Source organism: Radicibacter daui, from assembly GCA_030657355.1.
Classification (GTDB): domain Bacteria; phylum Pseudomonadota; class Alphaproteobacteria; order Radicibacterales; family Radicibacteraceae; genus Radicibacter; species Radicibacter daui.
In genome coordinates this window covers 3,882,880-3,900,763 of record CP131056.1, presented here as the reverse complement: position 1 = coordinate 3,900,763, position 17,884 = coordinate 3,882,880, and the positions used below count along the sequence as shown (strand labels likewise).

The window sequence follows — 17,884 nt, the reverse complement described above, 5'->3', positions numbered from 1 at the left end:
TCGCTACGGCCGGAAGGGCCTGATCTTCTTAAAGCGGCAGGCGCACCGTGGCGCGCAGGCCGCCGCGGGGGCTGTCCGACAGCAGGATGTCGCCGCCATGGGTGCGGGCGATATCCCGCGCGATGGTCAGGCCAAGGCCCACGCCGCCCGTATCCGGGTTACGCGAGCGCTCCAGCCTTGAAAAGGCACGAAACACCTCGCGCCGCTTGTCGGCCGGAATGCCGGGGCCGTCATCATCCACGATGATGTCCACCGCTACCTCGCCGACAACCATGCTGAGCCAAACATGCTCACCAAATTTGGCCGCATTGGTGACGAGGTTAACAATGCAGCGCTTGAGGGCTTTTGGTCGCACTGCCACCTCGATGACCTCGGCCGGCTCCAGCCACAAGAGCGTGCCGGCGCGGCGGGCATCGGTGGCGATCTCGTCCAGGAGGTCGGAGAGGTTGACGGCAGCGGCTTCCTCGCTGCCTTCGCCGCGGGCAAAGGCGAGATAGCCGGAGATCATGTGCTCCATCTCCGCCACATCCTGCCTCAGCTCGTCGATGCCGGGATCGTCGCCCATCATGGCGAGCTCCAGCTTCATGCGGGTCAGCGGGGTGCGCAGGTCGTGGCTGACGCCGGCCAGCATCTCGGTGCGCTGGGCCACCTGCCGTCGCAGGCGCTCGCGCATGCGCAGGAAGGCCAGCGCCGCCTGCCGCACCTCCAGCGCACCCTCGATCTTGAAGCGCGGCACATCGAGCCCCTTGCCCAGCCGGTCGGCGGCATCGGCAAGGCGGCGGATGGGGCGGATCTGGTTGCGCATGAAAAGCAGCGCCACGGCAAACAGCACCAGTGCCGTGCCCGCCATCCACAGCACGAAGACATAGGTGGTGGAGGAGAAAAGGCGGCTCAGGGGCGCGATAAACACCATCACCCCGTCCGGCAGCTGCACTTCCACCGTCACCGTTTCGGCGCCGCTGTCGGCCAGCACCGTGTGCGGGCGGCGTACCTGATCGGTCAGCGCGTCGGAAAGCCGGCCTTCGACAATGTCATCCTCCTGTCCGTCCGGTTTGGCCGGCAGCAGGGCTTGCGGCATCCAGGCGACGCGCAGGCCGAGCGTGTCGCGCGTGACGTCCAGCAGCCGCTGGCGCGATTGCGGGTCCTGCGCCCGCTCGGAATAGGCGATGACCATGGCAATCTCGCTGGCAAGGCCGACGGCGAGACGGTTGGACAGCACCGACCAGTGGCTTTCGAAGAACACATAGGTGGCGACGATATGCACCAGCACCGCCGGGGTGGCGATGATGAGCATGGAGCGGCCAAAGAGCGTGCGCGGCAACAGCCGGCGCAAGAGGCCGCGCCCTTCCATGGTGCCGGCGGCCTGCCGCAGCACCTCGGCCTGATCGGCATCGGTATCGGCGGCGGGCGCCGGTTGCCGCGGCGGCAGGTCGGCATTGTCAATCGGGGCGGAGGACATATCCCTCTCCGCGAACGGTCACGAGGTAACGCGGCTGGCGGGCGTCATCGTCAAGCTTGCGGCGCAGCCGCACCACCTGCACATCCACCGTACGCGCATTGCCGGTAACGGCCGAGCGCTCGATCAGTTCGTCACGGCTGACGATTTCTCCTGGCCGCAGCGCCAGAACGCGCATCAGGCTGGCTTCGGCGGTGGTGAGCATGCGCGGCTCCAGTCCGCCATCGCTCACCAGTTCCTCCCGCTCCGGGTTCCAGCGCCAGCTGCCGAACCGCATGATGCGGGGGGCGGCGGGGGGCGGGGCCTGCACCGGGCGGCGCTTCAGGATGTTGTTGATGCGCAAAAGCAGCTCGCGCGGCTCGAACGGCTTTACCAGATAGTCGTCCGCCCCGGCCTCCAGCCCGCCGATACGGTCATCGGCATCGCCCATGGCCGTCAGCATCAGGATGGGGGTGGCAAAGCCCCTGGCGCGCTGGGCGGCTGCAAACTCAAGGCCCGTCTCGCCCGGCATCATGATGTCGAGCACCAGCAGGTCGAATTCCAGCCCTTCCAGCTTGGCGGCGGCGGAGGCGGCATCCTCCGCCACGGTGACGAAGAAGCCGTTTTCCGACAGGTATTTGCGCAGGAGTTCGCGCAGGCGCCGGTCGTCATCGACCACCAGAATATGGGCGGCATTGTCGGCGTCAGACACCCTGCGGCCCCTTCCGGCGTCCGTGGCGCTGCAGGAACTTGGTGCGATCCCCCGGCTCCATGATGCCCAGCATGACCTGACGGAAACCGTCCACCGCCTCGGCGCCCGAATCACGGAAGGCACGGGCAATGAGGCTGCGCTGCAGCTCGAACACGTCGCGCTCCAGCCCTGCACCCTTTTCCGTCAGGCTCAAGAGGCGCTGGCGCCGGTCGCGCAGGCCCGGTGCCTGCTCGACATAACCCTGCTCGATGAGATCCCCCAGCACGCGGCTGAGGCTCTGCTTGGTGATGCGCAGGATGGCCAGCAGGTCGCTGACTTTCAGGCCGGGATTGCGGCCAATGAAATAGAGGCAGCGATGGTGGGCGCGTCCCAGCCCCAGCTTGTCGAGGAAGGCGTCCGCCTCGGCGGTGAAGTCCCGGTAGGCATAAAACAAGAGCTCGATGCCCTGCCGGATCTCCTCTTCGCGCAGGAAGAGCGGGTTTGCCGCCACCTTCGGCGAGGCCGTGGCGGCGGGCGGCGATGTGTGCCGATTTGCATCTGTGACACTGAACACAGAGTTACTGCGGCTTTCCGGCGATTTTATGTCAGCCATGTTGACGTATTGCCGATGGAATGTTATCGCCTGACTCGACGAGAAGAAATTTATCCACCCGATACACCCCCTTCTCGAGCAACAAAATTACCAAGCGAGATTAGAATGGCCACCCAACCCTTTGACGATCGCGACGGCTTCATCTGGATGGACGGCGCGCTCATTCCCTGGCGCGACGCCCGTTGCCATGTGCTTACCCACGCCCTGCATTATGCCAGTTCGGTTTTTGAGGGCGAGCGTGTTTATGGCGGCAATGTCTTCAAGCTGAGCGAACACAGCCAGCGGCTGGAAACCTCGGCCGATATCCTCGGCTTCAAGCTGCCCTTTTCCGTGGCGGAGATCGACGCGGCGACCAACGCCGTGGTCAAGGCCAACAATATCGTTGATGGCTATGTGCGCCCGGTTGCCTGGCGGGGCAGCGAGCTGATGGGGGTGGCCGCGCAGGCAACCCGTATCCATGTCGCCATCGCCACCTGGCAATGGCCGTCCTATTTCGACCCGGCAGCGAAGATGAAGGGCATTCGCCTCGATCACGCCACCTGGCGCCGCCCGGACCCGGTAACCGCGCCCTCTCATGCCAAGGCCGCCGGCCTCTATATGATCTGCACCATGAGCAAGCATAATGCAGAGAACCGCGGTTATGACGACGCCATGATGCTGGATTATCGCGGTTTCGTGGCGGAGGCGACCGGCGCCAACATCTTCTTCGTGATGGATGGCAAGCTGCACACGCCCAAGGCGGATTGTTTCCTCAACGGCATCACCCGCCGCACCGTCATAGGCCTTGCGCAGGCCCGCGGGCTGGAAGTGGTCGAGCGCCACATCAAGCCGGAGGAACTGGCCGGGGCGAGCGAAGTGTTCCTCACCGGTTCTGCGGCGGAAGTAACGCCCGTGCGCGAGATCGGCGAGTTCAGCTTCACGCCGGGCGCCATCTGCAAGCTGATGATGGACGACTACGCCGCCGCCGTGCGCAAGCCGCCGGTTTCGGCGGCTGCGTGAGGGCGGGGCTTAGTCGCTACTCATTACCCCCATCCGCCCTTCGGGCACCTTCCCCATTCATGGGGAAGGTGCGGCGGAGCCGCGGATGGGGGTAATGAATTGGAAAAGGGCTCCGGCCCCGCCTATTTCCACTTCGCCGCCGCCGCATCGTCGCTCTCTTTGGCGTCGACCCAGCGGGTGCCGTCGGGGGTTTCTTCCTGCTTCCAGAACGGGGCGTCGGTCTTGAGCCAGTCCATCAGGAACTGGCAGGCGGCAAAGGCATCGCCGCGATGGGCCGAGGCGCAGAGCACCAGCACGATGGGTTCGCCCGGCAGCATGCGGCCGACACGGTGGATGATCAGGCAATCCAGAAGTTCCCAGCGGGAGCGGGCTTCGGCCTCGATCTCGGCAAGGCGCCGCTCGGTCATGCCGGGATAATGTTCCAGCGTCAGCGCGCGGACCGCGTCGCCTTCGCCACGCACAAGGCCGACGAAGCTGGCGATGCCGCCGATATCGGTGCGGCTGGCGGTAAGGGCGGCGGTTTCCGCCCCGGCATCGAACGGGGCTTCCTGAACGCGGACCGTCATCGCCTCAGCCGCCCGTCACCGGCGGGAAAAAGGCGATTTCCGTGGCGCCGGCAAGCGGGGCTTCCAGCGTCACGAACTGCTGGTTGATGGCTGCGCGCACCACCTTGATGTTGCGGAAGGCCCTGGCATAGCCGTCGCCACGGGCGACCAGCCACTCCACGAGCTGGCCCACGGTGGCGATGCCCTCGGGCAGGTCCACGATTTCTTCGCCATGGCCGATGGCGGCTTTCATCCAGGCAAAATAAAGCAGCTTCATATCGGGGCCCTGACTGGTCGGATCGGATGCCGCCCGGCGCTTTAGGAGGCATCCATCTGGCGGATATGGGCAAGCCCGGCGCGGGTATAATCGAAACCGGTCTTGAGCGTCAGCAGCCCGGCCGCCCACAGCCCAACCCAGCCGATGATACCTACGGGCAGCATGGCGAGGCCATAAGGAAGGCCGGCAACACCCCGGTCGCCAACAATCAGCACGCCCAGGGCCACCATCTGGATCGTCGTCTTCCACTTGGCAAGGCGGGTCACCGGCAGGCTTACACGGGTGCCGGCCAGAAACTCGCGCAGGCCCGAGACGAGGATTTCCCGCAGCAGGATGATAAGCGCAGGGATGACGTGAATGCCCGGAATTGCGCCATTGCCCACCAGCACCAGCAGCACCGCGCCCACCAGCAGTTTGTCGGCAATCGGGTCAAGCGCCTGGCCAAAAGCGCTGGTCTCGCCCATGCGGCGGGCAAGCCAGCCATCGACCCAGTCGGTAATGCCGGCGGCGGCATAGACCGCCAGCGCCACCCAGGCCGCCGCCATGCCGGGCACATAGAGCAGGGCAACGACAACCGGAATGGCCACGATACGGGCCAGCGTCAGGATGTTGGGCAGGGACATGCGCACGGCGAAAAACGCTTTTCTCAAAAGGGGCTTCGTCACGGCCTTGAAGGGCGCGGCCCCGGCTGACGGGGTAGGGGCGTTGCGGCGCCAGAGTAGCGAGCCACACGGTCTTGCGCCAGTTGCCTATGGGCCACAGAAGCGTGAAGTGGTGCATAAACTTTATGGATTATTTGTTTAACAATTGTGCGATGCGGCATCGCTTGGTCAGAAATTGTGCACAAGCGAAGTGCCCGCAGGCGGATTGCGTGCAGCCGACTCGCTGAATTTGTTTGTATGCAGACATATTCCGGAAACTGGCACGCCCGTTGCGGTGCATATCCCTTGCTGGAGGCAGCGGCCCGGTAGCAGGCGCCGTGCAATCAAAGCCACGCATTGAAAACCGGGTTCCCGCGAACGCGTAAAAAGAACAGCCGGCCAGCGCAGGTTTCACGCAAAACAGGGGATTTGCACTCGATGTTCAGCATGAAGGCGCTCAAGGGCTGGGCGGCTGCCGCAGCAGTTGCCGTCTCCGCCGCGACCGGCGGTCAGGCCCTTGCCGAAGACACCATCAAGGTCGGCATTCTCCACTCTCTCTCCGGCACCATGGCCATCAGCGAAACCACGCTGAAGGACGTCATGCTCATGCTCATCGACGAGCAGAACAAGAAGGGTGGTCTCCTTGGCAAGAAGCTGGAGCCGGTCGTTGTCGACCCGGCCTCCAACTGGCCGCTGTTCGCCGAAAAGGCGCGTGAACTTCTGGAGAAGGACAAGGTGGCAGCGGTTTTCGGCTGCTGGACGTCGGTCAGTCGCAAGTCGGTGCTGCCGGTGTTCGAAGAGCTGAACGGCCTTCTGTTCTATCCGGTGCAGTATGAGGGCGAGGAAAGCTCGCGCAACGTGTTCTACACCGGTGCCGCGCCGAACCAGCAGGCGATCCCGGCTGTCGACTATCTGCTGAGCGATGATGGCGGCGGCGCCAAGCGCATTGCTCTGCTCGGCACCGACTATGTCTATCCGCGCACGACCAACAAGATCCTGCGCGCCTACCTCAACTCGAAGGGCATCTCCGATGCCGACATCTTCGAGAACTACACCCCGTTCGGCCAGAGCGACTGGCAGACCATCGTCAGCCAGGTGAAGGAATTCGCCTCGCAGGGCAAGCCGACGGCTGTCGTTTCCACCATCAACGGCGATGCCAACGTTCCCTTCTACAAGGAACTGGCCAACCAGGGCGTCTCCGCCAAGGACCTGCCGGTGGTCGCCTTCTCCGTGGGTGAAGAAGAACTCGCCGGTATCGACACCAAACCGCTGGTCGGCCACCTCGCCGCCTGGAACTACTTCATGTCGGTCGATACGCCCGAGAACAAGGCGTTCATCGACGAGTGGCACAAGTTCATCAAGAGCGACAAGCGCGTGACCAACGATCCGATGGAAGCCCACTATATCGGCTTCAACATGTGGGCTCAGGCGGTCGAGCAGGCCGGCACCACCGATGTCGATGCGGTGCGTCAGGCGATGTATGGCCAGAAGGTCAAGAACCTGACCGGCGGCGTTGCGGTGATGAACACGAACCATCACCTCTCCAAGCCGGTGCTCATCGGCGAAATCCAGGCCGATGGCCAGTTCGACGTGGTGTGGAAGACCGACGGCGTGGTCAAGGGCGACGCCTGGTCCGACTTCCTGCCGGAAAGCGCCAAGCTGACTGCCGACTGGACCTATCCGTGGGTCTGCGGCAACTGCGAGAAGCCGAAATATCCGGTGCTTCAGTAACAGCTGACGGCAGGCTCCGCCTCCGGCTTCGGCCGGGTGCGGGGCCTGCCCCTTCGCCGGGCGGGCCCGGCACCTGACACACTGATGCGGAGCAGCGGATCGATGCGCCTGACTTCCCCGCGCGGCGGCGTGCCCCGGCATGGCCGGCGATTTCTGGTTATTCTGGCGGTCCTTTTCTTTCAGGCCGCGCTCCTTCTGACGGCGCACCCTTCCCGTGCCGACGAGTTTTCCGACGGGCTGCCGGCTCTCGCCAAAGGCAGCTATGACGACAAGATCGCCGCTGCTTCCGCCCTGGTGGCGACGGGGGATGATCGTGCCGGCGATGTGGTGAAGGCCTTCTCCGCCGGCAATCTTTATGTCCGCAAATCCGATGGTGCGATCTTCGTTGGCCGCGACGGCGCTCCGTCGGGTCAGGCGCTGCTGACCGATCCGGTCTCCGGTCAGGATTTGGGCGCGGTTTCTGAAAGCGACTACGAGAAAATCCGCGTCAACAACAAGGTTCGCCGTGCGCTCGACGAGCTTGCCGGCGGGCTGGCGCTGCTGGGCAAGGACCCGGCAAAGCGCAAGGCGGCCGCTGCCGGTCTCTTCGGTACCAGCGATGCCAGCCAGGCCGGGCGTCTGACCACGGCGCTGGAGAAGGAAAAGGACAAGGGTGTTGCCGCCGCAATGCGCCGCTCGCTTGCTTCCATCAATATCGGTGACCCGGACCCGGCCAAGCGTTTGGCCGCGGTGAAGGAACTGGCCAATTCGCCGGACCAGCAGGTGAGGGCGCTGCTGCTCTCCCGCCTTGTCGAGACCAACGGCAAGCCGGCCGAACCGGATGAGGAGGTGCGCACCCTCATCGACAGCACGCTCTCGCATATCAACCTGACGCTGCAGCTGTGGAACATCGTCGGCAGTCTCTATCAGGGCCTGTCGCTGGGCGCCGTGCTGCTGCTGGCCGCCATCGGCCTTGCCGTTACCTTCGGTGTCATGGGCGTCATCAACATGGCGCATGGCGAGATGATCATGCTCGGCGCCTATTCCACCTTCGTGGTGCAGCAGGTGATTGCCGCGCATGCCCCCTGGCTGTTCCAGTGGTCACTGGCCATCGCCCTGCCGACCGCCTTCCTCGTCTCTGCCATCGTCGGCATCGTCATAGAGCGCGGCATCATCCGATTCCTCTATGGCCGGCCGCTGGAAACGCTGCTTGCCACCTGGGGCGTCAGCCTTGTGCTGCAACAGGCGGTACGCTCGCTCTTCGGCCCCAGCAACCGCGCGGTGGTAACTCCCGATTTCATGCAGGGCGCCATCGAAACCAGCGTCGGCATCACGCTCACCTACAACCGCCTCTACATCATCGCCTTTGCCGTCGTGGTGCTGGCGGCACTGTTCATGGTGCTGCAGCGAACCCCGCTTGGCCTGCAGATGCGGGCGGTGACGCAGAACCGCCGTATGGCCGCGGCCATGGGCATTCCCACCGCCCGGGTCGATGCCTTCACCTTCGGCCTTGGTTCCGGCATTGCCGGGCTTGCCGGCGTGGCGCTCAGCCAGATCGACAATGTGAGCCCCAATCTGGGGCAGGGTTACATCGTTGACAGCTTCATGGTCGTGGTCTTCGGCGGGGTCGGCAATCTCTGGGGCACGGTGGCGGGCGCGCTTTCGCTCGGCATCGTCAACAAGCTGCTGGAGCCTTTTGCCGGCGCGGTGCTGGGCAAGATCCTGGTGCTGGTGGCCATCATCCTCTTTATCCAGAAGCGTCCGCGCGGGCTGTTTGCCCTCAAGGGCCGCTCGGTGGAGGCCTGATCCTTGACTGAAACCTCCTCCTCCCCGGTGCCGGCCTCCACTCTGGGCACGCCGCGCTCCTTCGTCGCCCGCATGGATACGGGCGGACGCATCCTGCTGGTGCTCAGTATTGCCGCGGCCTTCCTGGTGCCGATGTCCAATGCCTGGCTGCCGGCCTCCTCAGCCTTCCAGATCCCGACCTGGGTGCTGTCGCTGCTCGGCAAATATCTGTGTTATGCGCTGCTGGCGCTGGCACTCGATCTGGTCTGGGGTTTCTGCGGCATTCTCAGCCTGGGTCACGGCGCCTTCTTCGCGCTCGGCGGCTATGCCATGGGCATGTATCTCATGCGCCAGATCGGCACGCGCGGTGTCTATGGCAATGCCGAACTGCCGGACTTCATGGTGTTCCTAAACTGGAAGGAACTGCCCTGGTACTGGTACGGCTTCGAGCATTTCTGGTTTGCCATGCTCATGGTGCTGCTGGTGCCGGGCGTGCTGGCGCTGGTCTTCGGCTGGTTTGCCTTCAGGAGCCGCGTGACGGGTGTTTACCTTTCCATCATCACGCAGGCGCTGACCTATGCGCTGCTGCTGGCCTTCTTCCGCAACGATATGGGCTTTGGCGGCAATAACGGCCTCACCGATTTCAAGGACATCATCGGCTTCGATATCCAGAGCGACGGGGTGCGCCGCACCCTGTTTGCGTCCAGCGCCCTGTCGCTGGCGCTGGGATATGTCATCTGCCGTCTGCTGGTGACCTCCAAGTTCGGCCGGGTGCTGGTTTCCATCCGGGATGCGGAAAGCCGGGCACGGTTCCTCGGCTACCGGGTGGAGCATTACAAGCTGCTGGCCTTTGTGGTCTCCGCCATGATGGCGGGCCTTGCCGGGGCGCTTTATGTGCCGCAGGTCGGCATCATCAACCCGAGCGAATTCTCCCCGGCCAATTCCATCGAGGCGGTGATCTGGGTGGCGGTCGGCGGGCGCGGCACGCTTTATGGCGCGGCGCTGGGCGCGCTCGTCGTCAACTTCGCCAAATCCTGGTTTACCGGCGCGCTGCCGGAAGTGTGGCTCTATCTGCTGGGCGCGCTCTTCATCTGCACCACGCTCTTCCTGCCGCGCGGGATCGCCGGCGTGGTGCCCAGGCTCTTCAAGCGTTTCGATGGCGGGCTGGTCGGGCTTATTTCCGGTCTCTGGCGGCGGCCGAAGGAGGATGCACGATGAGCGGCCTTGAGCGGGCCCCCGTTGCCGGGGCCTCCCAGACCTTCGCCGATACCATCCTCTATGTGGATGGCGTGACCGTCAGCTTTGACGGCTTCCGGGCCCTCAATAACCTCTCCTTCGTGGTGGCACCGGGCGAGATGCGCGCGGTCATCGGGCCCAACGGCGCCGGCAAGACCACCTTCATGGATTGCGTGACCGGCAAGACCAAACCTGACAAGGGCACGGTCCTTTTCCGCGGCACGACCGACCTGACGAAGATGGACGAGGCCGCCATCACCCAGCTCGGCATCGGCCGCAAGTTCCAGAAGCCGACGGTGTTCGAGACCCATACGGTCGAGACCAATATCGAGCTGGCGCTGGCGGGCAACCGCTCGGTCTTCACCTCTCTGTTCTGGCGGCCAGGCACGGCCGAGAAGGCACGTATCGACGAGATCTTGGAGATCGTGGGCCTTTCCGACCGGCGCACCATGCTCGCCGGCGCGCTCTCGCACGGGCAGAAGCAATGGCTGGAGATCGGCATGCTGCTGGTGCAGGACCCGGAGCTGCTGTTCCTCGACGAGCCGGTTGCCGGCATGACGGATGCCGAAACCGAGCAGACCGCCATCCTGCTGCGCCGCATTGCCGGCAAGCAGTCGGTGGTGGTGGTGGAGCACGATATGGAGTTCATCCGCGCGCTCGGCGTGAAGGTCACCGTGCTGCATGAAGGCTCGGTACTGGCGGAAGGCTCCATCGACTATGTGCAGGCCGATCCCAAGGTGATCGAGGTTTATCTCGGCCGCTGACCGGCCATGAGCAGACGGGGAACCAGCGATGCTGTCAGTCAGGAATGTGCATCTGCATTACGGCGCCAGCCAGGCCCTGCGCGGCGTGGATCTGGAAGCGGTGCCGGGGGCGGTGACCTGCGTTCTCGGGCGCAACGGCGTGGGCAAGACCAGCCTGTTGAAGGCCATTCTCGGCCAGCACCCGGTAAGCGAGGGCGAGATTGTCTGGGAGGGCAAGAACGTTACCCACCTTGCTTCCTACGAGCATGCCTCGCGGGGCATGGCGGTGGTGCCGCAGGGGCGGGAGATTTTTCCGCTGCTGACGGTGGAGGAAAACCTGAAGACCGGCTTTGCTGCCCTGCCGCGCAGCCAGCGCTTTATCCCGGACGAGATCTTCGACCTGTTTCCGGTGCTGCGACAGATGCTGCGCCGCCGGGGCGGCGATCTTTCAGGTGGCCAGCAGCAGCAGCTCGCCATCGGCCGGGCGCTGGTCACGCGGCCGCGCCTGCTGGTGCTGGACGAGCCGACTGAGGGCATCCAGCCTTCCATCATCAAACAGATCGGCGAGGTGATTGCCGAACTTGCCCGCCGGGGCGACATGGCAATCGTGCTGGTGGAGCAGTATTTCGACTTCGCCCATGCCCTGGCAGACAATCTTGTGGTGCTGGAGCGCGGCAAGGCCGTGCTGGCCGGCAAGCGCGGTGAGCATTCCGCCGAAGAGGTGCGCCAGTACCTGACAGTTTGAGGCGGTGCAGGGCGTTCTGGCCCGGTTATTGTAACGGTGTGATGGAACCCGGCGTTTTGCCGGAAGGGTGCGGTTTTCTGGCGAGCGTTTGAGCGCTTTCTGCCCAATAGTGCGGCAGACAGGCGCCTTTGCTGCGGGCAGCCGGCTTCCTTTCCGCCGTTGAATGTCGTGGCAGCGGTCTTACAAGAAAATCACCGAACGGGGACGACAGATGAAACTCAAATCCGCTCTGGGCATTGCTTCGCTGGTCGCCGGGCTGCTGCCTGCCGCCGCCTTTGCCCATACCGGTGTCGGGCAGGCCAGCGGCTTTGGCCAGGGCTTCGCGCACCCGATCACGGGGCTCGATCATGTGCTGGCGATGGTGATGGTCGGCGTGTTCGCCTGGCAGCTTGGCGGCCGTGCCCTGTGGCTGGTGCCGATGGTCTTCGTGGCGGTGATGGGCCTTGGCGGCGGGCTTGGCATGGCCGGCATCGCCGTGCCCTATGTCGAGGTTGGCATTGCTCTTTCCGTCATCGTGCTGGGGGGCGTGGTTGCGCTTGGCCTCAAGGCGCCGACGGCGGTTGCCATGGCCGTAGTTGGTCTGTTTGCGCTGTTCCACGGCCATGCCCACGGCGCTGAAATGCCGGAAGATGCTGCCGGTGTTGCTTACGGCATGGGCTTCATGCTGGCGACGGCGCTGCTTCACGCAGCCGGTCTTGGCCTCGGCATAACCGTTGGCAAGGCGGGAGAGCGCCGTGGCGCAGCGGTAGTGCGTGCAGCGGGCGGCATTGCCGCGGCAGCGGGCGTCGGCCTTCTCGCCGGTATGTTCTGAAGCAGAATTCGGATTTCCGGCAGGCGGCCCTTCGGTTTTCCGGAGGGCCGTTTGCATGAGCGGGGGGGGGGCGTAAATGAATTTTAATCCAGACAACAACCTTTGATTTTATGAATTTATAACTGGCGCTATTTTTATTCAGGCGCCTGAATTTCCAATATTATATAGTCCGCCCCTGGGTGTTTCGCTCGTTCAGGAAGAGTGGAGGGCGCGGTGAAGATTTCCGGTCTGAAAAATTCGTCATTTGGTTTGAGGGTCGATGGCTTTGATTGCGCCAGCCTGGGCGCCGAAGATGCCGGTTTCATCAAACGGCTTTTGAGTTCCAGCGGGATTTTGCTGTTTAAAAACCAGAATATATCCAACGAAGACCAGGTGAATTTCACGCGGCTTTTCGGATCCCCGGAACTGGCATGGGACAACCGGAACCGGCACGAATCAAACGACAATGTGCAGGTGATTTCCAACACCTATAACGGCGGCAAATATCACTACACCCGGGAAAGGATGATGAGTACGGTGCGCTACTGGCACACCGACACCTCCTTTCTGGAATATCCGACCCGCTACACTTTTCTGTACTGCACGCTGGCGCCGGAAAAATATGGCGAGACGCAGTTTGCCAATACGGACATGGCGCTGCGGGACCTTCCTGATGAGGAGCGGGCCTATCTCGAGAATTTGACGGCCATCCATTCCTTCAATTTCCGCTTCGGGGAATTGCTGACCCTGCGCGGGGAGCCCCGCAAGGAAGAGATCGCCGATGTCGAGCATCCGCTGGTCTGGGAAATGGATGGCAAGAAGGCCCTCTATCTGAGCGACCTCACCATGAAGTCCATCAAAGGGCTGGATGAGGGGGAAAGTGCCACGCTGATCACCAGCATCACCCAGCACTGCCTGCAGGAAAAATACCGGTACCACCATAAGTGGGAAGCCGGTGATTTTCTGGTTTTTGACAGCCTCGGGCTGGTTCATCGCGGTGGACACACCGAGCCGGCTTATCCCCGCACCTTGCACAGAACGACGACGGCCTTTCCGCAGAACTGATCGGGGCGGCTTTCCCGTTTTATGGGTAATTTATGCGCACTGCGGTGCAGCATTGGGCATGATTTGCCTGAAAATTGACCTCATGCTTTTCCGAAACCGCAGGATTGCATGCATTATTGTCTGGCACGGAACCTGCTGGTAAGAAGGCGTTGAGTTGGCGGCTAGGGTTCCGGCTCCGTTGCTCCCGAGGGGAGGCGGGGTGCTGGTCCGAGAGCTGCCGCCCTTGCGGGAGACATCCGCAAGGGGCACGGCGGGATAAAACCCCGGGAGACCTCAGTGGCCAGGAAAAGTGGCGCTCAGGTTTTCATGCCCTCCTGGTCCGATTGCATATGTCAGGACGGGAGCAGGCAATGACAGTCTCGAAGCATCTCACTCGCACCCTCGTAGCCGCCGCGGCGGCGCTTCTGGTCTGGCATGCGCCGGCCGAAGCGGCGCCCAAGAAGGAATTCAAGCTCGCCTGGTCGATCTATGTCGGCTGGATGCCCTGGCAGTGGGCGGCCGATCACGGCATCGTCGACAAATGGGCGAAGAAGTACGGCATCAAGATCGATGTCGTGCAGTTCAACGACTATGTGGAATCCATCAACCAGTTCACCGCCGGCGGCTTCGATGCCCTGACGGCGACCAACATGGATACGCTCTCCATCCCCTCTGTCGGCGGGGTGGATACCACGGCCGTGATCGTCGGCGACTTCTCCAACGGCAATGACGCCGTGATCCTCAAGGACAAGAAGGCACTCACCGACATCAAGGGCCAGAAGGTAAACCTGGTCCAGTTCTCGGTCTCGCACTATCTGCTTGCGCGTGCGCTGGAGAGCATCGGCAGCTCCGAAAAGGATGTCGATGTCGTCAACACCTCCGATGCCGATATGGTGGCCGCCTGGGCAACGCCGGACGTGACGTCGGTCGTGACCTGGAATCCCATCGTCGCCGAGATCATGGGCACGCCGGCTGCGAACAAGGTGTTCGACAGCTCGCAGATCCCGGGTGAGATCATCGACCTCACCGTCGCCAATACCGAGACGCTCAAGGACAATCCGGATTTCGGCAAGGCGCTTGCCGGCATCTGGTACGAAACCATGGCCGCAATGTCCGCCAAGACGCCCGATGGCGCCGCGGCGCGCGAGGCGATGGGCAAGGCCTCGGGCACCGACCTTGCAGGTTACGAGGCGCAGCTTGCCGCGACCCGCATGTTCTACAAGCCGGACGAAGCCGCCAGCTTCGCCAAAAGTGCGGAGATCGGGGCGACCATGGACCATGTGCGCACCTTCCTCTTCGACCACGGGCTGATGGGCGATGGTGCAGCTTCGGCCGATGTCGTCGGCATCGAACTCGCCGACGGCAAGGTGCTGGGTGACAAGGCGAACGTGAAGTTCCGCTTCACCGACACCTACATGGCTGCTGCGGCTGCCGGAAAGCTCTGAGCCGGATACCGGGCCGGGCGGGGGAAGCCTCCCGTCCGGCCGGTTCCTGAACCCTGAGGCCCAGGAGAACCCCACCCCATGCGTCTCATCAACCGCCGTCCAGAGGCCGGTTTCGGCCGGCTGCTGATGATCGTGCCATTCGTGCTGGTGGTGCTGACCTATCTCATCGCCTCGGCCGCGCGCCTTGCCGAAAACCCGGCAGACAAGCTGTTGCCGTCGCCCGCCAGCATGATGGCAGCGGTCACCCGCATGGCCTTTGAGGCGGACAAGCGTACCGGCGATTTCCTGCTCTGGGTCGATACTTCGGCAAGTCTCGGCCGCATCCTGGCGGCGCTGGCCATTGCCACCGCCATCAGCCTCGTGCTGGGCATCGCCATCGGTCTTTTGCCCTATCTGCGCTCGCTGGCGGGCGGGTTTGTCGCCGTCATCTCCGTGGTGCCGCCGCTGGCGCTGCTGCCCATTCTCTTCATCGTGCTCGGGCTCGGGGAAACCTCCAAGATCGCGCTCATCGTCATCGGTATCGCGCCGTTCATGACGCGCGATCTGGCGCTGCGTGTCAGCGAGCTGCCACCGCAGCAGATCATCAAGGCGCAGACGCTGGGTGCCTCCAGCTGGCAGCTCGTGCTGCGTGTGGTGCTGCCGCAGCTTTTGCCGCGCCTGATCGACGGGCTCCGGCTCTCGCTGGGGCCGGCCTGGCTCTTCCTCATCGCGGCGGAGGCGATTGCTTCTGAAAGCGGGCTCGGTTTCCGCATCTTTCTGGTACGGCGCTATCTGGCGATGGATGTCATTATTCCCTACGTCATCTGGATCACGCTGCTCGCCTTCCTCATGGACCGGCTGCTGGTGCTGTTGCAGGCGCGGGCCTTCCCCTGGTTTGCCGGCGCGAGGGCCACGGCATGAGCGTCCTCAGCATCGCGGATGTCTGGAAGGAATATGGCGAGCATGTCGTGCTCGAGGGCATCAGCCTCGAAATCGCCGAACGCTCCTTCGTGGCGCTGGTCGGCCCGTCGGGCTGCGGCAAATCCACCTTCCTCAAGATGCTGCTGTCGGAAGAGCGGCCGAGCCGGGGCAGCATCCTGCTGGATGGCGCCCCGCTGGCTGCCGAACCCGAGGCCGGGCGCGGTGTGGTTTTCCAGCGTTACTCGGTCTTTCCGCATCTGACGGCGCTCGGCAATGTCATGCTGGGGTTGGAAATCGGCGCCTCGCGTTTCTGGGGCAAGCTGTGGGGCGCGCGGCGCCGGGCGGCGGCCGAAGAGGCGCGCGCCCTGCTGGAAGCCGTCGGCCTTGCCGAGGCGACGGACAAATATCCGGCCCAGCTTTCCGGTGGCATGCAGCAGCGCCTGGCCCTGGCGCAGGCACTGGCAACAAAGCCGCGCGTGCTGCTGCTGGATGAACCCTTCGGGGCGCTCGATCCCGGCATCCGGGCCGAGATTCACCAGCTCATGAAGCGGCTATGGCACGAACGCCCGCTGACAGTGGTGATGGTGACGCACGACATGAGCGAGGCCTTTACCCTTGCCACCCGCGTCATCGCCTTCGAGCGCCGGCGTAACGAGCCGAGCGATGGCGGGCGCTACGGCGCCACCATTACGCAGGATATCCCCGTCTGGCCGCCGCGCGTGGCCGGACAGGTGACAGGTTTGTTTGAAAGCCCCGGCCGGGACGACCCGGCCCCTGTGGCGGGCACCAGCCGGGACGACCTGGCCTTGCAGGGAGTTCGGGCATGAGCGCTCAGGACACAAAGGCGGCAATCGAGGAACTGCGCCGCCGCTACGAACAGCTGAAGGCCGCCGGTGACAACATGGCGCCGCGCGCCCTGCCGCCACTGACGGCACCTGGCGCCGGCCTGCCGAAGGCCGCGGACATTCTCCACCGCGAGATCATCCCCGGCGGCTGGTACTGGACGGCGCATCTGAAGCGCGGGCAGGGGCTCACCCTCATCAATACCGACGCCACGCCGGGCGTCTCGCTCTTCTGCTGGAACGCTGCCGATACCAGCGAGCGCTACAACAGCGCCGATACGGTGAAGGTGCAGTGGACGGCCGAGATCCGCCGGGGGCGGGTGCTGTTCTCCGACATGGGGCGGATCATGTTCTCGCTCGTCGAGGATAGCTGCGGCGCCCATGACACCATCGTCGGCGGCTCCACCCCGCAATCGAACCAGCGCCGTTATGGCGATGCCGCCTTGCGTTCGACGCGGGAAAACCTGCTGCTGGCCGCCGGCAAGCACGGGCTCGGGGTACGCGATCTTGCCCCCGTCATCACCTTCTTCGCCCCGGTCAGCGTTGGCGCGGAGGGCAAGCTTGGCTGGCGTGACGGTGTGGTGAAGCCCGGCGACATGGTCGGCCTGCGGGCCGAACTCGACCTCATCGTTGCCCTTTCAAACTGCCCGCATCCGCTGGCGCCGGGCGGCAGTTTTGCGCCCCGCCCGGTGGAAGTGCTCATCCACACGCTGCCCGAAGCGGCAGCGGATGATGCGTGCCGCACGGCCAGTGCCGAGGCCGTGCGCGGCTTCGAGAACAACGCGCTTTATCTGCGCGGCTAAAGGGGGAAGCGACCATGAAGCAGGTTTACGATTTCACCATTCCCGCCAATCGCCCGTGGTCCGGCCTTGTGCGTGCCGGGCAGGTGCTGCGCATCATCGATATGGAAGGCCAGCAGGCCGTCGATACGCTGTTCTACGCCGCCGCCGATACCAGCGAGCGTTATAGCGCGCAGGACACCATCGCGGCGCAGGGCGCCCCCTATGTCTCGACTGGCACCGAGCTGGTCGCCAATACCGGCCGGGTGATGGCAACCGTCGTTGCCGACAGCTGCGGGCGGCATGACACCTCCGCCGGTGCCTGCTCGTGCGAGGCCAACACCGTACGCTTCGGTCACCACACCCGCTACATGCATGCCTGCCGGGAGAACTTCATCCTCGAGGTTGGCCGCCATGGCATGACCAAGCGCGATGTCGTACCGAACATCAATTTCTTCATGAATGTGCCGATAGAGCCGGATGGAAAGCTGGCCATCGTCGATGGCGTGTCGGCGCCGGGGGACCATGTGGATATCCGGGCGGAGATGGACATCCTCTGCGTCATCTCCAACTGCCCGCAGGTGAACAACCCGTGCAACGGCTTCAACCCCACGCCGGTGCGCGTCACCATCTTCCAGCCGGAAGCGGCGTGAGCGAAGGACCG

Annotated in this window: 19 protein-coding genes and 1 riboswitch; of the genes, 13 read left to right on the top strand and 6 right to left on the bottom strand. The window is 64.0% G+C overall.

The window, feature by feature from the left end:
- Positions 1-28: 28 nt before the first annotated feature.
- Genes QTL98_RS18200 through QTL98_RS18190 form a run of 3 tightly spaced genes read right to left on the bottom strand, consistent with a single transcriptional unit; the run spans position 29 to position 2,637 of the window.
- A complete protein-coding gene (locus QTL98_RS18200; protein ID WP_445679879.1) occupies positions 29-1,459 on the bottom strand; it encodes a sensor histidine kinase in 1,431 nt (476 codons plus the stop codon).
- A complete protein-coding gene (locus tag QTL98_RS18195) occupies positions 1,440-2,147 on the bottom strand; it encodes a response regulator (RefSeq protein WP_445679878.1) in 708 nt (235 codons plus the stop codon). The genes QTL98_RS18200 and QTL98_RS18195 overlap by 20 nt, the downstream gene beginning before the upstream one ends.
- A complete protein-coding gene (locus QTL98_RS18190) occupies positions 2,140-2,637 on the bottom strand; it encodes a MarR family winged helix-turn-helix transcriptional regulator (protein WP_445679877.1) in 498 nt (165 codons plus the stop codon). The genes QTL98_RS18195 and QTL98_RS18190 overlap by 8 nt, the downstream gene beginning before the upstream one ends.
- A 207-nt stretch (positions 2,638-2,844) precedes the next feature.
- Here QTL98_RS18190 and QTL98_RS18185 point away from each other — a divergent pair, with 207 nt between their 5' ends.
- Positions 2,845-3,738 (top strand): branched-chain amino acid aminotransferase, encoded by an 894-nt coding sequence (locus tag QTL98_RS18185; protein WP_445679876.1) that lies wholly within the window; start codon positions 2,845-2,847, stop codon positions 3,736-3,738.
- A gap of 122 nt (positions 3,739-3,860) precedes the next feature.
- Here QTL98_RS18185 and QTL98_RS18180 read toward each other — a convergent pair whose 3' ends face one another.
- The 3 genes from QTL98_RS18180 to pgsA are packed head-to-tail and all read right to left on the bottom strand — an operon-like array spanning position 3,861 to position 5,189.
- A complete protein-coding gene (locus QTL98_RS18180) occupies positions 3,861-4,304 on the bottom strand; it encodes a molybdenum cofactor biosynthesis protein MoaE (RefSeq protein ID WP_445679875.1) in 444 nt (147 codons plus the stop codon).
- A gap of 4 nt (positions 4,305-4,308) precedes the next feature.
- Positions 4,309-4,560: a molybdopterin converting factor subunit 1 gene (gene moaD, locus QTL98_RS18175; protein WP_445679874.1), complete on the bottom strand. Its 252-nt coding sequence runs from the start codon at positions 4,558-4,560 to the stop codon at positions 4,309-4,311.
- A gap of 41 nt (positions 4,561-4,601) precedes the next feature.
- Positions 4,602-5,189, bottom strand: a complete 588-nt coding sequence (pgsA, locus tag QTL98_RS18170; RefSeq protein WP_510637587.1) for a CDP-diacylglycerol--glycerol-3-phosphate 3-phosphatidyltransferase — start codon at positions 5,187-5,189, stop codon at positions 4,602-4,604.
- Positions 5,190-5,648: 459 nt separating this feature from the next.
- On the opposite strand from pgsA, the gene urtA reads away from it, so the two are divergent.
- The 12 genes from urtA (at position 5,649) to QTL98_RS18110 (ending at position 17,873) form a co-directional block, all read left to right on the top strand.
- Positions 5,649-6,932 (top strand): urea ABC transporter substrate-binding protein, encoded by a 1,284-nt coding sequence (urtA, locus tag QTL98_RS18165; protein ID WP_445682185.1) that lies wholly within the window; start codon positions 5,649-5,651, stop codon positions 6,930-6,932.
- A gap of 102 nt (positions 6,933-7,034) precedes the next feature.
- Complete coding sequence (urtB, locus tag QTL98_RS18160; protein WP_445679872.1) at positions 7,035-8,717, top strand: urea ABC transporter permease subunit UrtB; 1,683 nt, start codon at positions 7,035-7,037, stop codon at positions 8,715-8,717.
- A 72-nt stretch (positions 8,718-8,789) separates the two neighbouring features.
- On the top strand, positions 8,790-9,914 hold the full coding sequence (urtC, locus tag QTL98_RS18155) for an urea ABC transporter permease subunit UrtC (RefSeq protein ID WP_445682184.1): 1,125 nt from the start codon (positions 8,790-8,792) through the stop codon (positions 9,912-9,914).
- A complete protein-coding gene (gene urtD, locus QTL98_RS18150) occupies positions 9,911-10,696 on the top strand; it encodes an urea ABC transporter ATP-binding protein UrtD (protein WP_445679871.1) in 786 nt (261 codons plus the stop codon). The genes urtC and urtD overlap by 4 nt, the downstream gene beginning before the upstream one ends.
- Before the next feature lie 28 nt (positions 10,697-10,724).
- A complete protein-coding gene (gene urtE, locus QTL98_RS18145; protein WP_445679870.1) occupies positions 10,725-11,420 on the top strand; it encodes an urea ABC transporter ATP-binding subunit UrtE in 696 nt (231 codons plus the stop codon).
- A gap of 211 nt (positions 11,421-11,631) precedes the next feature.
- The gene (locus tag QTL98_RS18140) at positions 11,632-12,231 is read left to right on the top strand and encodes a HupE/UreJ family protein (protein WP_445679869.1); all 600 of its coding nucleotides are present in this window, start codon (positions 11,632-11,634) and stop codon (positions 12,229-12,231) included.
- 213 nt (positions 12,232-12,444) lie between these two features.
- A complete protein-coding gene (locus tag QTL98_RS18135; RefSeq protein WP_445679868.1) occupies positions 12,445-13,275 on the top strand; it encodes a TauD/TfdA dioxygenase family protein in 831 nt (276 codons plus the stop codon).
- Positions 13,276-13,425: 150 nt separating this feature from the next.
- Positions 13,426-13,547: riboswitch (guanidine-I (ykkC/yxkD leader) on the top strand.
- Positions 13,548-13,625: 78 nt separating this feature from the next.
- Positions 13,626-14,699: a putative urea ABC transporter substrate-binding protein gene (locus QTL98_RS18130; protein WP_445679867.1), complete on the top strand. Its 1,074-nt coding sequence runs from the start codon at positions 13,626-13,628 to the stop codon at positions 14,697-14,699.
- Positions 14,700-14,777: 78 nt separating this feature from the next.
- A complete protein-coding gene (locus QTL98_RS18125) occupies positions 14,778-15,599 on the top strand; it encodes an ABC transporter permease (protein WP_445679866.1) in 822 nt (273 codons plus the stop codon).
- Positions 15,596-16,426, top strand: a complete 831-nt coding sequence (locus QTL98_RS18120; RefSeq protein WP_445679865.1) for an ATP-binding cassette domain-containing protein — start codon at positions 15,596-15,598, stop codon at positions 16,424-16,426. Before QTL98_RS18125 ends, QTL98_RS18120 begins: the two co-directional genes overlap by 4 nt.
- Positions 16,423-17,244, top strand: a complete 822-nt coding sequence (locus QTL98_RS18115) for an urea amidolyase associated protein UAAP1 (RefSeq protein ID WP_445679864.1) — start codon at positions 16,423-16,425, stop codon at positions 17,242-17,244. Before QTL98_RS18120 ends, QTL98_RS18115 begins: the two co-directional genes overlap by 4 nt.
- A gap of 14 nt (positions 17,245-17,258) precedes the next feature.
- A complete protein-coding gene (locus tag QTL98_RS18110) occupies positions 17,259-17,873 on the top strand; it encodes an urea amidolyase associated protein UAAP2 (protein ID WP_445679863.1) in 615 nt (204 codons plus the stop codon).
- Positions 17,874-17,884 lie beyond the last annotated feature (11 nt).